This is a genomic window from Paracoccus haeundaensis (genome assembly GCF_006239215.1).
Classification (GTDB): Bacteria; Pseudomonadota; Alphaproteobacteria; order Rhodobacterales; family Rhodobacteraceae; genus Paracoccus; species Paracoccus marcusii.
Genome location: NZ_VDDC01000002.1, coordinates 1 through 14,093, shown reverse-complemented (window position 1 = coordinate 14,093; position 14,093 = coordinate 1). Strand labels below are relative to the sequence as shown.

15 protein-coding genes are annotated in these 14,093 nt (G+C 68.4%); 8 read left to right on the top strand and 7 right to left on the bottom strand.

Annotated elements, in window-relative coordinates; translation table 11 throughout:
- Nucleotides 1–128 precede the first annotated feature (128 nt).
- The 3 genes from FHD67_RS01195 to FHD67_RS01185 are packed head-to-tail and all read left to right on the top strand — an operon-like array spanning nt 129 to nt 3,099.
- The gene (locus tag FHD67_RS01195) at nt 129–695 is read left to right on the top strand and encodes a GbsR/MarR family transcriptional regulator (RefSeq protein ID WP_139597561.1); all 567 of its coding nucleotides are present in this window, start codon (nt 129–131) and stop codon (nt 693–695) included.
- A 4-nt stretch (nt 696–699) separates the two neighbouring features.
- Entirely contained in the window at nt 700–2,085 is a 1,386-nt protein-coding gene (locus FHD67_RS01190; protein WP_139597560.1) for a cytochrome ubiquinol oxidase subunit I, read from the top strand.
- A 3-nt stretch (nt 2,086–2,088) separates the two neighbouring features.
- Nucleotides 2,089–3,099: a cytochrome d ubiquinol oxidase subunit II gene (locus tag FHD67_RS01185; RefSeq protein WP_139597559.1), complete on the top strand. Its 1,011-nt coding sequence runs from the start codon at nt 2,089–2,091 to the stop codon at nt 3,097–3,099.
- A 36-nt stretch (nt 3,100–3,135) separates the two neighbouring features.
- Here the strand turns inward: FHD67_RS01185 and ychF are convergent, their stop codons facing one another.
- Nucleotides 3,136–4,233, bottom strand: coding sequence for a redox-regulated ATPase YchF (gene ychF, locus FHD67_RS01180; RefSeq protein WP_045999324.1), 1,098 nt, complete (start codon nt 4,231–4,233; stop codon nt 3,136–3,138).
- A gap of 154 nt (nt 4,234–4,387) precedes the next feature.
- On the opposite strand from ychF, the gene trpA reads away from it, so the two are divergent.
- From trpA to FHD67_RS01155, 5 genes are all read left to right on the top strand, one after another.
- The gene (trpA, locus tag FHD67_RS01175) at nt 4,388–5,185 is read left to right on the top strand and encodes a tryptophan synthase subunit alpha (protein WP_045983790.1); all 798 of its coding nucleotides are present in this window, start codon (nt 4,388–4,390) and stop codon (nt 5,183–5,185) included.
- Nucleotides 5,182–5,742: a VOC family protein gene (locus tag FHD67_RS01170; RefSeq protein ID WP_139597558.1), complete on the top strand. Its 561-nt coding sequence runs from the start codon at nt 5,182–5,184 to the stop codon at nt 5,740–5,742. Before trpA ends, FHD67_RS01170 begins: the two co-directional genes overlap by 4 nt.
- Complete coding sequence (locus tag FHD67_RS01165) at nt 5,739–6,233, top strand: GNAT family N-acetyltransferase (protein WP_342775252.1); 495 nt, start codon at nt 5,739–5,741, stop codon at nt 6,231–6,233. Before FHD67_RS01170 ends, FHD67_RS01165 begins: the two co-directional genes overlap by 4 nt.
- Nucleotides 6,234–6,373: 140 nt before the next feature.
- Complete coding sequence (locus tag FHD67_RS01160; RefSeq protein WP_045999326.1) at nt 6,374–7,039, top strand: molecular chaperone DjiA; 666 nt, start codon at nt 6,374–6,376, stop codon at nt 7,037–7,039.
- A 38-nt stretch (nt 7,040–7,077) separates the two neighbouring features.
- The gene (locus tag FHD67_RS01155; RefSeq protein WP_139597557.1) at nt 7,078–7,458 is read left to right on the top strand and encodes an AAA+ family ATPase; all 381 of its coding nucleotides are present in this window, start codon (nt 7,078–7,080) and stop codon (nt 7,456–7,458) included.
- Here the strand turns inward: FHD67_RS01155 and FHD67_RS01150 are convergent.
- The 6 genes from FHD67_RS01150 to FHD67_RS01125 all read right to left on the bottom strand — a co-directional run.
- Complete coding sequence (locus tag FHD67_RS01150; RefSeq protein ID WP_139597556.1) at nt 7,455–9,329, bottom strand: 3'-5' exonuclease; 1,875 nt, start codon at nt 9,327–9,329, stop codon at nt 7,455–7,457. The genes FHD67_RS01155 and FHD67_RS01150 overlap by 4 nt on opposite strands.
- Complete coding sequence (locus FHD67_RS01145) at nt 9,329–9,691, bottom strand: response regulator transcription factor (RefSeq protein WP_042244394.1); 363 nt, start codon at nt 9,689–9,691, stop codon at nt 9,329–9,331. The genes FHD67_RS01150 and FHD67_RS01145 overlap by 1 nt, the downstream gene beginning before the upstream one ends.
- Nucleotides 9,684–10,187: a hypothetical protein gene (locus tag FHD67_RS01140; protein WP_139597555.1), complete on the bottom strand. Its 504-nt coding sequence runs from the start codon at nt 10,185–10,187 to the stop codon at nt 9,684–9,686. Before FHD67_RS01140 ends, FHD67_RS01145 begins: the two co-directional genes overlap by 8 nt.
- Nucleotides 10,184–11,998: a DUF294 nucleotidyltransferase-like domain-containing protein gene (locus tag FHD67_RS01135; RefSeq protein WP_139597554.1), complete on the bottom strand. Its 1,815-nt coding sequence runs from the start codon at nt 11,996–11,998 to the stop codon at nt 10,184–10,186. The genes FHD67_RS01140 and FHD67_RS01135 overlap by 4 nt, the downstream gene beginning before the upstream one ends.
- Nucleotides 11,999–12,058: 60 nt before the next feature.
- Entirely contained in the window at nt 12,059–13,966 is a 1,908-nt protein-coding gene (locus FHD67_RS01130) for a sodium:solute symporter family protein (protein WP_045999331.1), read from the bottom strand.
- A 10-nt stretch (nt 13,967–13,976) separates the two neighbouring features.
- On the bottom strand, nt 13,977–14,093 hold a 117-nt coding region (locus FHD67_RS01125; RefSeq protein WP_139597553.1), incomplete at its 5' end, for a DUF4212 domain-containing protein.

The following is a 14,093-nucleotide window of genomic DNA, read 5'->3' as shown; positions in this document are numbered from 1 at the left end:
GACTTGACGCCCCCGCCCGAAAAGGCGGGGGCTTTTTCATATGCGGATGCGACAACCTGCCCGCTATGCCGGCACGTCGCTTGCTCTATGTTATTTTCAGTAATTTCTGAAATGACGGGAACAAGCGAATGTCAGTATCGGCCTTGCGGCAGGAATTCATCCTGCATTTCGGTGAAATGGGATCGCGGTGGGGCATCAACCGCACCGTCGGTCAGGTCTATGCCCTGCTGTTCCTGGCGGACGAGCCGCTGTGTGCGGACGACATCGTCGCCGCCTTGGGCTTCTCCCGTTCGAACGTGTCGATGGCGCTCAAGGAGCTGCAAAGCTGGAATCTGGTGCGCCTGCGCCATCAGCAGGACGACCGGCGCGAATTCTTCACCACGCCCGACGACCTGTGGGAGATCGTGCGCACGCTGGTCAACGAACGGCGCAAGCGCGAGATCGACCCGACGCTGACCAAGCTGCGCGAACTGTCGATGGCCGAACCTGACCCGTCTGACCGCGCAGCCCACGCCCGCATCGCCGAACTGCGCCAGCTGATCGAACAGATGACGCGGTTCCACGATGACCTTGCCCGGTTCGAGACCGAGCGCCTGGTCGCGCTGATGAACATGGGCGCCCGTCTTGGCCGCCTTGTCGACGGCGCGGGCAAGCTGATCCCGATCCGCCGCAGCAAACCTCAATCGAAAGGCTGAACCCATGGACCCGCTGATTCTGTCGCGGATTCAATTTGCCGCGAACATCTCGTTCCACATCCTGTTCCCGACCATCACGATCGCGCTTGGCTGGGTGCTGCTGTTCTTCAAGCTGCGCTTCAACCGCACGGGCGACGAAAAATGGATGGACGCCTATCGCTTCTGGGTGAAGGTGTTTGCCCTGTCCTTCGCGCTTGGCGTCGTGTCGGGCATCACCATGTCGTTCCAGTTCGGCACCAACTGGCCCGGTTTCATGGAAAGCGTCGGCAACATCGCCGGTCCGCTTCTGGCCTATGAGGTGCTGACCGCCTTCTTCCTCGAGGCCGCCTTCCTGGGCATCATGCTGTTCGGCTTTCGCCGCGTGCCGGGCTGGCTGCACACGACCGCGACCTTTCTGGTGGCGTTCGGCACCACCCTGTCGGCCTTCTGGATCCTGGTCCTGAACAGCTGGATGCACACGCCCGCGGGCTATGAGGTGATCGACGGCGTGGTCCACGCGACCGACTGGATGGCGATCATCTTCAACCCGTCGCTGCCTTACCGCCTGACGCACATGCTGCTGGCCTCGGGGCTGACGGTGGCCTTCCTCATCGCGGGCATCTCGGCGCTGCGCTGGATCTGGGGCGACCGGGGGACCGAGGTGCGAGCCACGCTGCGCTTTGGCGCGACGCTTGGCGCGGTGCTGATCCCGTTGCAGATCTATGCCGGCGACATGCACGGCCTGAACACGCTGGAACACCAGCCCGCCAAGGTCGCCGCGATGGAGGGCAACTGGGAGACGCAGGGCAACGTGCCGCTGGTCCTCTTCGCCCTGCCCGATCAGGAAGCGCGCGAGAACCGGATGGAGATCGCCATCCCCAACGTCGCATCTTTGATCCTGACGCACAGCCTGGACGGCGAGGTGCCGGGCCTGAACGATTTCGTGGCCGTCGACGGCACCCCCGAACACCCGCCCGTGGCCCCGGTCTTCTTCAGCTTCCGGATCATGGTGGGCATGGGCATGGCGATGCTGGCGCTGTCCTGGTCGGCCTTGTGGTTCATGCGCCGCGGCCGCGGGGTCGAAGGCCTGCCGCGCCCCTGGATCTATGCCTTTGCCGCGATGGGCTTCTCGGGCTGGATCGCCACGCTGGCGGGCTGGTACGTGACCGAGATCGGGCGTCAGCCCTGGCTGGTCACGGGCGTCCTGACCACCAAGGAGGCGGTCGGCCCGGTCACCGGCGGCATGGTCGCCTCCAGCCTGGTCGCCTACCTTCTGGTCTATGCGGTCCTGATGGCGGCCTATCTGGGCACGCTGACCTATCTGGCGCGCCGCGCCGCACGCCACGACCCGCTGACCCCCGACCTGCCCACCCCCGACGCGGGCGTGCGCGCCCTGCAACCTGCGGAGTAGATCATGCACCTCTTCGGTGATCCGTTCATCTGGCTGCCCTTCGTCTTCGCGATGCTGATGGGCATTTCCATCCTGGTCTATGTCGTCCTGGACGGCTTCGACCTGGGGGTGGGACTGCTGTTCCCCTTTGCCACCCCGTCCGAACGCGACCGCATGGTCGCCTCGATCGGTCCCTTCTGGGACGCGAACGAGACCTGGCTGGTCCTGGCCATCGGCCTGCTCTTGGTGGCCTTCCCGGTGGCGCACGGGGTGATCCTGACCGCGCTTTACCTGCCGGTGACGGTCATGCTGATCGGCCTGATCCTGCGCGGCGTCGCGTTCGAGTTCCGCGCCAAGGCCCCGACCCGTCACCGCGCCGCGTGGAACCGGGCGTTCTTCGCGGGCAGCCTGGCCTCGACCCTGGCGCAGGGGTTCATGCTGGGCCTCTATGTCACCGGGCTGCAGCTCAGCTGGACCAACATCGCGTTTGCGCTGCTGACGGCGGTGTTCCTGACGGTGGGGTTCAGCGTCATCGGTGCGACCTGGCTGATCGGCAAGGCCGAGGGCGTCCTGCAGGCCAAGGCGATCCTGTGGGCACGGCGCGGCATCTGGGGGCTGGTGGCGGGCATCACCGCGATCTCGGCCGCATCGCCCCTGGTCAGTGCCCGCATCTGGGACAAGTGGTTCAGCTGGCCCGAATTCGCGATCCTGGCCCCCCTGCCGATCCTGTCGGTGGTGCTGATCGCGACCCTGTGGCGGGTGCTGCACGTGCTGCCGATGGAGAACGATCGCATGGCCTGGACGCCCTTCGCCCTGACCACGGCGCTGTTCGTCCTGGCCTTCGGGGGGCTGGCCTACAGCTTCTACCCCTATGTCGTCCCCGAACAGATGACGATCTATCAGGCCGCCGCCGCGCCCGAGGCGCTGATCATCATCCTGGTGGGCGCGCTGATCGTCCTGCCGGTCATCATCGCCTATTCGGTGCTGGCCTACACGGTCTTCCGCGGCAAGGCGACCGAACTGACCTATTCCTGAACGAACAAGGCGGGCCGCCTGGCCCGCCTTTCCTCATCAGCCGCTGAACAGGAAGTGCAGGACGTCGCCGTCCTTGACCTCATACGTCTTGCCCTCGACGCGCAGCTTGCCCGCCTCACGTGCCCCGGCCTCGCCCTTGCCGGCGACATAGTCGTCATAGGCGATGGTTTCCGACCGGATGAAGCCCTTTTCGAAATCGCCATGGATCACGCCCGCCGCCTGCGGGGCCAGGGTGCCCTTGGTGATGGTCCAGGCGCGGGCCTCCTTGGGGCCCACGGTGAAATAGGTCTGCAGGCCCAGCAGGCTGTATCCGGCGCGGATCAGACGATCCAGGCCCGGCTCCTCCAGGCCCATCTCGCCCAGGAACATCTGCGCCTCCTCGGCGTCCAGCTGGCTGATCTCCTCCTCGATCCGGGCCGAGATCACGACATGGCCCGCGCCCTGCGCCTCGGCCATCTCGCGGACCTTCTCGGACAGGGCATTGCCGTTGGCGGCCTCGTCCTCGGCCACGTTGCAGACGAACAGCACGGGCTTTGCTGTCAGCAGCTGCAGCATGTCCCACGCGCGGCGGTCGTCGTCGGACACGGCGATGGTGCGCGCCGGGCGGCCCTCGTTCAGCACGGCCAGAGCCTGGCGCAGCAGGCGGTCCTGATCCAGCGCGTCCTTGTCCCCGCCCTTCAGCTTGCGCGACAGGTTGGCCAGGCGACGCTCGATCGATTCCATGTCGGCGATCATCAGCTCAGTCTCGATCACGTCGGCATCGGCCAGCGGGTCGACCCGGCCCTCGACATGGGTGATGTCGCCATCCTCGAAGCAGCGCAGCACATGGGCGATGGCGTCCGTCTCGCGGATGTTGGCCAGGAACTGGTTGCCCAGGCCTTCGCCCTTGCTGGCGCCCTTCACCAGGCCCGCGATGTCCACGAAGGTGATGCGCGTCGGGATGATCTGCTTGCTGCCCGCGATGGCGGCCAGGGTGTCCAGCCGCGGGTCGGGGACCGCGACCTCGCCCACGTTTGGCTCGATGGTGCAGAACGGGAAGTTCGCGGCCTGTGCGGCGGCGGTTTTCGTCAATGCGTTGAACAGCGTCGACTTGCCCACGTTCGGCAAGCCCACGATCCCCATGCGAAAGCCCATGACAGCACCCTTTCCCGTCTGAATATCCCGCGCCTGTTACGCGCCCCGCGCGGCCAAGTCCAGCCTCGGCCCGGCCCGCGCCCGACCCGCGCCCGGAGATTGCACCCACCCCCCATGCGCGCTAGGGATTGTGCCAAAGAATGCAGGGACGGACATGACCAGAATCGACGACAGGTTTGCGGCGCTCAAGGCCCAGGGCAAGAAGGCCTTCGTGGCCTACATGATGGCATCAGACCCCGACGATGCGACCGCGCTGCAGATCATGCGCGGCCTGCCCGACGCGGGGGTGGACATCATCGAACTGGGCATGCCCTTCACCGACCCGATGGCCGATGGCAGCACGATCCAGGCGGCGGGCCAGCGCGCCCTGGCCCAGGGCGGCAGCGTCAGCCGCACGCTGGACATCGTGCGCGAATTCCGGCGCGACGACACCACGACGCCCATCGTGCTGATGGGCTATTACAATCCGATCTATGCCCGAAAGGGCGGCGTGACCCAGTTCCTGACGGATGCGGTCGAGGCGGGGATCGACGGCCTGATCGTCGTCGACCTGCCCCCCGAGGAGGATTCCGAACTCTGCGTGCCCGCCACGGCCGCGGGGCTGAACTTCATCCGCCTGGCGACGCCGACGACCGACGACCGCCGTCTGCCTGCGGTGGTCAGGAACATCACGGGCTTCGTCTATTACGTCAGCGTCACGGGGATCACCGGCGCGGCCGCAGCCAATGCCGCCGACGTCGCCCCCGAGGTCGCGCGCATCCGCGCCGCCGCCGGCCTGCCGGTCGTCGTGGGCTTTGGCATCTCGACCCCCGAGGCCGCCGAGGCGATCGCGTCCGTCGCCGACGGCTGCGTCGTCGGCAGCGCCATCGTCAAGCAGATCGGCGAGGGGCGTCCCGTCCCGGAAATCCTGGCCTTCGTCCGCGACCTGGCCGCGGGCGCCCATCGCGGGTGAGCCTGGCCTTCGATCACGTGGCCATCGCCGCCCGCACCCTGGACGAAGGGGCGGCGTGGCTGGCCGGCCACGGCCTGACGCTGGAACCGGGCGGGCGCCATCCGGGCATGGGCACGCACAACCGCCTGATGTCGCTTGGGCCGGGGGAATACCTGGAACTGATCGCGCCCGATCCGGAGGCCGATGTCCGGCCCTGCTGGTTCGGCCTGGACGGGTTCGACGGCCCGCCGCGGGTGGCGGGCTGGGTGATGCGCGCGACGCCGCTGCGCGCACCCGCCGGCACGCGCGTCGTGCAGGCGCGGCGCGGCGACCTGTCCTGGCAGATCACCCTGCCGCTGGCCGGCCAGATGCCGCGCGACGGGGCGCAGCCCATGCTGATCGACTGGGGTGACGGGCCGCACCCGTCCGACCGCCTGCCCGATCGCGGGGTGCGCCTGACGCGGCTGACCCTGCCGCTGAACCGGCTTGAGCTGGACGACCGTCGGTTGATACTGACCGGGGCGGGTACGCCCCTGACCGCGACCCTGGCAACCCCGGACGGAGAGGTGACGCTGTGATCCTGCGCGACGCGACCGCCGCCGATGTGCCCGCCATCGCGGCCATCTGGAACCCCATCGTCCGCGACACCGCCATCACCTTCTGGCCCGATGAGCGCAGCCATGACCAGATCGCGGCTCTGATCGCAGAGCGGCAGGCGGCCGGACAGGCCTTCATCGTGGCGGCCGATGGTGACCGTCTTCTGGGCTTTTCCACCTATTCCCAGTTTCGCGGCGGGGCGGGCTATGCTCGCAGCATGGAACACACGATCCACGCGGCTCCGGATGCGCGGGGACGCGGGGTCGGCCGGGCCATGCTGACCGCCGTTCAGGACCACGCCCGCCAGCGCGGCCACCGCATCCTGATCGGCGGGATCACCGGGTCGAACGACGGCTCGATCGCCTTTCACCGGGCCATGGGCTATGCCGAGTGGGGCCGCATCCCGGCGGCGGGATGGAAATTCGGGCGGTTTCACGACCTTGTGCTGATGGGGCGCGATCTTTCGGCCTAGCATGCCGCCACGGCGGCAATGCGCCCCTATCGCTTGGCCGGTTTCGGCGCTAACCTTGGGGCATGGATTGCTGCACCACCCCCGAGACTTGCACGGGCCCCTGCCCTGACCTGCCAAGGCCCCGCAGCTTCTGGCAGCGGATGGCCGACCGCATCACCGTGTTCCTGTGGACGAATCGTCCGGCGACGCCGCCGGAACGGTCGGTCGCCTTCACCATTGCGGTGATCGCGCTTGGGGCGAAGCTGGCCAAGGTCGACGGCACCGTCGAACGTTCCGAGGTCGCGGCCTTTCGCCGGGTGTTCATCATCCCCAGGTCCGAGGAAAAGAACGCCGCCCGCGTCTTCGATCTGGCCCGCAAGGACGTGGCCGGATTCGATGCCTGGGCGCGCAAGATGGCGTCGATGTTCCAGCCTGGCGACCCGGTCCTTCTGGACGTGATGGAGGGGCTGTTCGTCATCGCCGTTGCCGACGGCGCGCTGCAGCCCGCCGAGATCGCGTTCCTGGACGAGGTCGGTCGCATCTTCGGGCTGGCGCCCGCGCAGATCGCAGCGATCCGGCGGCGGCATGACAAGGGCGCCGGCTGCCCGCCCTGCGAGGTTCTGGGCGTCGCCCCCGACACCCCCCTGCCCGAGGTCAAGCGCCGCTGGCGCCAGCTGCTGCGCGAGAACCACCCCGACCACGCCATCGGCCGCGGCCTGCCCCCCGAAGCCATCCGCCTGGCCGAGGCCCGCACCCGTCGCCTCAACGAGGCCTGGGACAGCTATCGCAACCTCTATCGCGGCAATCTGCAGGCCGGGGCCGCCTGAACCTTGCGCGGCGGGCCGGCATTGCCCATCTTTGGCCCATGACACGCATCCTGACCCCCGCCGCCCTGTGCCTTGCCCTGATGTCCGCCCCCGCCTTTGCACAGGAGGCGCCGGAGGAACCGGGGTTCCTGGAACGCGGCCTGGACGCGATCATGGGGCAGTTGTGGGGCGAGGAGGAGCCCGGCGCCACGTCGCCCCTGGCACAGGACCTGGCCGGCGCTCTGCGCCAGATGGGCCCCGTCCTGCAGGATCTGGCGGCGCAGGTCGATGACATCCGCAACTATCAGGCGCCGGAACGCCTGCCCAACGGCGACATCCTGATCCGCCGTCGCGAGGACGCGCCCGCGCCGCCCCCCTTGGGCGACACGCTGCGCCCGGACGAAGACCCCGCCACCGACCAGCCGCAGATCGCGCTTTAGCGGTTGGCGTCGGCGATCAGCGCGCGGTGGTCGCGGGCCTTGGCCACGACCTCCTCGAACCGGGTGATGCCCTTGGCCTCCAGCGCGGGGATCAGCGCCAGATAGGCCTGCGCGGTGGCGATGGTGTCGCCCATCGCGGTGTGCCGGGCTTCGGGCGGGATGCCGATGCCAAGACGCTCGGTCAGCGCATCGAGCGTATGAACCTCCGACTGGCCCCAGACCATCGCCGACAGCAGCACCGTGTCCAGCACTCGGTTGTCGAACCGCGTGCCGGTCTGCGCCTCGGCGCGCCGCAGAAAGCCCATGTCGAAAGGCGCGTTATGCGCGATCAGCACGCTGTCGTCGCAGAAATGCCGGAACGCCGTCAGCGCCGCGGTCAGATCCGGTGCGTCGGCCACATTTGCGTCGGTGATGTGATGGATCGCGGTCGAGGAAGGGGGAATGAGACAGCCGGGGTTCACCAGCGTCTCGAACCGTTCCCCGGTCAGGCGGCCGCGCGCCAGGCGCAGACCGGCGATCTGGACGATCCGGTCGCGATCGGTCAGCCCCGTGGTTTCGGTGTCGAAGACCACGCAGGTCAGGTCCGCCAGCCGCGACGACGCCGCCCCCCGCGTCGCCAAGGCGAAATCATAGGTCACCCCCGACCCGTCCGCGACGCCCTGCGCCAAGGCCAGCGGCATGACCAGCCGCGCCCTTGCGCCGTCGGGTTCCGGCCAGATGCCGGTGCCGTGGCGGGCCAGGATCTCCGCCCCCGTCACATCGGGCTGGCCGGGATCGGGGGCGGCGGTCAGCCAACCCTCCAGCAGGTCGATAGGCACCGGCGACCCGCGCCAGTCCAGCACCAGCCGCATCTGGTCGTCGGGGTCCGGCCGGACCGACAGCACCGGGGTGTGCCCCAGAGCGCGCAACCGGGCATCCAGCAGCAGCAGCAGCGCGTTCAGGCTGGCCGCCTCTGCACGGAACGCCAGCGGCGGCAGATCCGCGGCCTCCAGCCCCGCGGCCAGTTCCGTCAGCGCAGCCACCGTGCCGGGCGCATCGCTGGCCATGATCTGGGACAGGCTGCGCGTGGCGTTGGCCAAGCCCTGCCCCTCGGCGCGGATCGCCTGAGCCAACGCGGGCGGGATCGGCCCGTCCAGCGCGTCCAGCATCGGAACCAGGGTGGAGGCATGGCGGCGCAGCGCCTCCAGCGTGTCGCGGGGTGCGGGGCGTTGGGCCACGCCATCGCGCAGGATCAGCAGCAGCCCATCGTCGATCACGCGCAACCGACCCGACAGCCGCACACCACCGACCGTCAGGCAGGTCAGGTCCGTCGCGGCGGCCCCCGCCGACAGCCGCATCTGTGCCGCCCGCAATGCGCCCGACGTCAAAAGCGTGTCCAGCGCCCGGTCCAACGCCAGCCCCGGCAGCAGCCGCGCCGCGCTGGCGTTATAGAAGACCACCCGCCCTCGTGCGTCGGCCATGACCGCGCCCGCGCCGAAATCGGCCAAGATCGCCTCCAGGCTGGCCTTTTCGCGCAGGGTTTCGGCGGCGTGATCCTGCAGCGCCTGCGCCAACGCCTGATCGGACCGTTCGCGCGCCAGGGCCGCGTCGCGGGCGGCCGGGCCCAGATCGGCAAGGTGACGGGCCTGCGCCAGGTCGGGAACGCGCCCGGTCCGCAACGCCCCGGCCAGCGATTCCAGCGGCCGGGCCAGGTGCCGGTCGAACAGAAACCACAGCGCGGTCATCAGCCCCAGCAGGCCAAGGCCCGCGATCATTGCGGCCTGGATCACCGCATCCTGCCCGCCCTGCACCACCCGCCACAGCGCCAACCCCGCCAGGACCAGAGCCGCGACCAGCGCGGCCAGGAACAGCATCAGGAGGCGCCGGCGCATCAGGACAGCAGGCGGGCCATCTCGGCCCGCAACTCGGCCAGTTCGAAGGGCTTTGCGATAAAGCCGTCGGCGCCAAGCGCCAGCCCCTTGCGCCGTTCGACCACGGAACCGCGCGCCGTCATCATCAGCACCCGCACCCCCGCCAGGTCGGGATCGGCACGCACGTCCTGGACGATCTGATACCCCGATACCTCGGGCAGCATCACGTCCAGCAGGACCAGGTCCGGCCGCGTCTGGCGGATGCGGTCGACGGCGCCGCGTCCGGTGGCGATGCGGTCATGGCGATGGCCGTCGCGGGTCAGCAGGAAATCCAGCGCGGTGGCGATGTTGTCCTCATCCTCGATGACCAAGATGTCAGCCATTGGTCCCTCCATCCGGGCAGACGGTGGCAAAGGCCGCATCATCGCCCGCGGGCATCCAGTCGGCGCGTCCCGGACGGATCCGCGCGCCCGCGCAATCGAAGTCCTGCGGCACGATCACGGTCTGGCCGCGGCGTTCCACCAGCATGATCGGCGCACGACGCGTGCCGTCCGCCCCCTGCGTAATCTGCGCGGGGTCCAAGGCCGCAAACCGCGTCTCGACCGGGAACAGATAGGTCCAGGGCGCCCAGGGCTGGCTGTCATGTCCTATGACCAGCACCTGCGAACCGGCGGGCAGGCTGGCCTGCGCGCGGTCGAACCACGCATAGTCGTTCCACACCGAATAGGCGACCATCGACAGCCCGATGCCCGCCGGCAGCAGCCAGGCGGCGGGCGACAGGCCCAGCTTGCGCGCCAGATGCATCCCGGCATACAGCACCGCCGCCGCCCCGACCGCCGCGGCGATCACCCCGATCAGATCGCTTCCGATCCCTGTCATCCCAGCATCCCCTTGCCATGTCCCACCGCCGACTGCATTCCGCGCACGACGACGAAGGCGTCGCGCAGGTGGCTGCGTTCGAAATCCGACAGATCCGCCGGTGAGAGGTAATTGTCGGGCCTGCGCCCCGCCCTGACCAGATGCGCCTGATTCTCAAGCCGCACGGTCTGGATCATGTCATAGGCCGCGATCAGGTCGCGCCCGCCCGTGGCCGAGATCACGCCCCGCGCCTCGGCCTCCTCCAGCCGGGCGCGTGTGTTGACCGTGCCGATGCGCCCCTGCAGGGCATAGACCCGCGCCAGATCGGTCACCGGGACCACGCCATTGTGCTTCATGTCGATATGGTGGCGATGCTCTCCGGTCCGGATCGTGGCAAAGCCGCCGATCAGGCCAAGCGGAGGCCGATGTTTCAGTGAATTTCCAACCATATGCGCAATGAAAATCGAATTCTTCGAGGCCGCGTCCAGGGTCCCGTCCTGCAGGTCGCCCAGCAACGCGCCGTCGCCGCCGATGGCGCGCAGGTCGAACATGACCGAAGCCAGCATCTGCGCCTCGGGGCTGGGATGGGTGATCCAGTCGCGGAAATAGCCCTGCCAGACGTCCAGCGGCTGACACCAGCGCAGGTTGGTTGCCATCATGTCGCCCGGGCAATGCACATAGCCGCAGGCATGCAGCCCGTCGCTGACCCGCCGCGCCAAGGCGGGGAACCACGGGTCCTTCGGATCGGCGCCGGGCGCCAGGATCAGGCAGTTGTCCTGATCGCTGGCGCCGGTCTGTTCCTGACGGCCCTGGCTGCCGCAGGCGGCCCAGCACCAGGCGGCGGGCGCAGGCCCAAGGTCGGCGGCCGTCAGGTCCAGCAGGCGGCGCGTGACCGCGTCGGCGATGTCGGTGATCATGCGGGTGATGATCTCGTGCCGCTGGCGGGCCTGAACCAGCTGCGTCAGCAGTTCGGGGATGCGGGCCGTGATGGCGGCCATCTGTGCGGTGTCGCGCGCCTTGGCGACCTGTCGGATCAGCCCCGCGGCGGAAATTGCCTGGACCCGCGTCAGGTCGGTCTGGCTGATCATGCCTACGAAACGGCCGTCATCGACCACCGGCAGATGCCCGATGCGCCGTTCCAGCATGATGTTCAGCACGTCATATCCCAAGGCCGTGGGGGCCAAGGTCACCGGGTCGGGCGTCATCACGGCGCTGACCGGCTGACGCATGTCGCGCCCTTCGGCCACGACGCGGTTCGACATGTCGCGGATGGTGACCAGCCCGATCAGGCGGCCGCCCTGGGTGATGCCCAGGCTGCTGACGCGGGCGTCGCGCATCTGGCGGGCGGCCTCGATGATCGGGGTTTCGGGGGCGCAGCTGACCGGTTTGCCCGACAGCAGTTCCCCCACCTTGAGCCGGGCCAGGTCGCCCCCGCGGTCGGAGGGTCCCCTTCCCCGGTCGAAGAACCGGGCGACCGCGCGATGGTCGGCGATCAGGCGCGTCACCTCTGCCCGGGGCAACATCAGGATCACCGCCGGCCGGTCGATGACCCGCGCCGACGTGACCGCCACCCCGTCGCGCAGCAGGCCGCGTTCGCCGAAGGAATTGCGCGGTCCCAGCTGGGATACGCTGTCGCCGTTGCGGTCGGTGACCGCGACCTGGCCGCTTTCGATCAGGTACAGGCCCGGCAGGCGGTCTCCGAACTGATAGATCAGGTCGCCGGGGGCGAATGTCCTGCGGCTGAAGGAGGTGGCGACGCGCGCCAGCTCGTCCCGCTTCAGGCTGTCATAGGGATGCACGGTGGCGATGAAATCGACAATGCTGTCGGGCATCCGGGGTGACCTTGTGGGAAGGAGGGTGCCGCGCCCCCGGTCGGGGACGCGGCAGGATGATCAGTGCGCGACGGCACCGCCCGCACCGCGCGGGACACGGATCGATTCGACCAGTTCCTGCACATGGGCGGGGGGACGCTTGCTGACGGCCGAGACGCCGAAGGCGACCGCAAAGTTGATCACCGCGCCCACGGTGCCGAAGGATGCCGGCGAGATGCCGAACAGCCAGGCGTCGGGCGTGTCGGGGAACATGTTGGTGCCCGCGATGAAGAACCAGCCCTTGTAGGCGAAGATGTAGAGGATCGTGGACAGCATGCCCGCGATCATGCCGGCGATCGCGCCTTCCTTGCCGACACGCTTGGAGAAGATCCCCATCATCAGCACAGGGAAGATCGAGCTGGCGGCAAGGCCGAAGGCCAGCGCCACGGTCTGGGCCGCAAAGCCCGGCGGGTTCAGGCCCAGCAGGGTCGCGACCAGGATCGACAGCGCCATCGAGACGCGCGCGGCCATCAGTTCGCCCTTTTCGCTGATGTTCGGGCGCAGCGTGCCCTTGATCAGGTCGTGGGACACGGCGCCCGAGATCGCCAGCAGCAGACCCGCCGCGGTCGACAGGGCGGCGGCCAGGCCGCCGGCGGCGACGATGGCGATGACCCAGCCCGGCAGGTTGGCGATTTCGGGGTTGGCCAGCACCATGATGTCGTTGTTCACGGTGGTCAGCTCGTTCCCGACCCAGTTCTGCTCGACCGCGGGGGCGCCCGGCAGGGCGGCATGGGTCTCGGCCAGACGGGCGTCATAGGCGGCCTGGGCCGCGTCGATCGCCGCCTGGTCGCCGCTGGTGCGGGCCGCGGCCAGCGCGGTCGCCTGTGCGGCGGCTCCGTCGTTGTAGTACTGGATCAGGCCGTCGCCGTTCTTGTCCTCCCAGTTCAGCAGGCCGGTGGTCTGCCAGTTGCGCATCCAGGCCAGATCCTCGCTGGTCTCGATGTCGGCCAGCGACACGGCGGGCTGGCTGAAGGTCTCGCCCTGCGCGGCGCCCGGCCACATGGTCGCGGTCAGGTTGAAGCGCGCCATCGAACCTACCGCCGGAGCGACGGTATAGAGCAGCGCGATGAAGACCAGCGCCCAGCCTGCCGACTTGCGGGCATCGGACACCTTGGGCACGGTGAAGAAGCGGATGATCACGTGCGGCAGACCCGCGGTGCCGATCATCAGCGCCATCGTGAACAGGACCATGTCCAGGGTCGAGTTGTGGTGTTCGGTATAGGCGCGGAAGCCCAGGTCGGTAACCAGACCGTCCAGCTGCGCCAGGAACGCCACGCCCGATCCCTCATGCGTGCCGAACAGGCCCAGGGGCGGCAGGAAGTTGCCCGTCAGCTGCAGCGAGATGAACACCGCCGGGATCGTATAGGCGATGATCAGCACGACATACTGCGCGACCTGCGTGTAGGTGATGCCCTTCATGCCGCCAAGAACGGCATAGCAGAACACCAGCGCCGCGCCGATCCACAGGCCGGTCGCGTTCGACACCTCAAGATAGCGCGAAAAGGTGACGCCCACGCCGGTCATCTGGCCGATCACGTAAGTGATCGATACGATCAGCAGGCAGATCACGCCGATGATCCGCGCGGTGCGCGAATAGAAGCGGTCGCCGATGAATTCCGGCACGGTGAACTTGCCGAATTTGCGCAGATAGGGCGCCAGCAGCAGGGCCAGCAGCACGTAACCGCCCGTCCAGCCCATCAGGTAGGTCGAGTTGTCATAACCCGTGAAGGCGATCAGGCCCGCCATCGAGATGAAGGACGCGGCCGACATCCAGTCGGCAGCCGTCGCCATGCCGTTCATGACCGGTCCGACGCCGCGGTTGGCGGCATAGAATTCGGCCGTGGATTTCGCCCGGCAATAGATGGCGATGCCGATATACAGCGCGAACGAGGCGCAGATGACCAGCAGGTTCAGGGTAAATTGGCTCATGGCTGGGTCCTCACTCGTCCACGCCGTGTTCGGCGTCCAGGCGGTTCATGCGCCAGGTGTAGAAGAAGATCAGCGCGATGAAGCACAGGATCGACCCCTGCTGCGCGAACCAGAATCCCAGATCCGT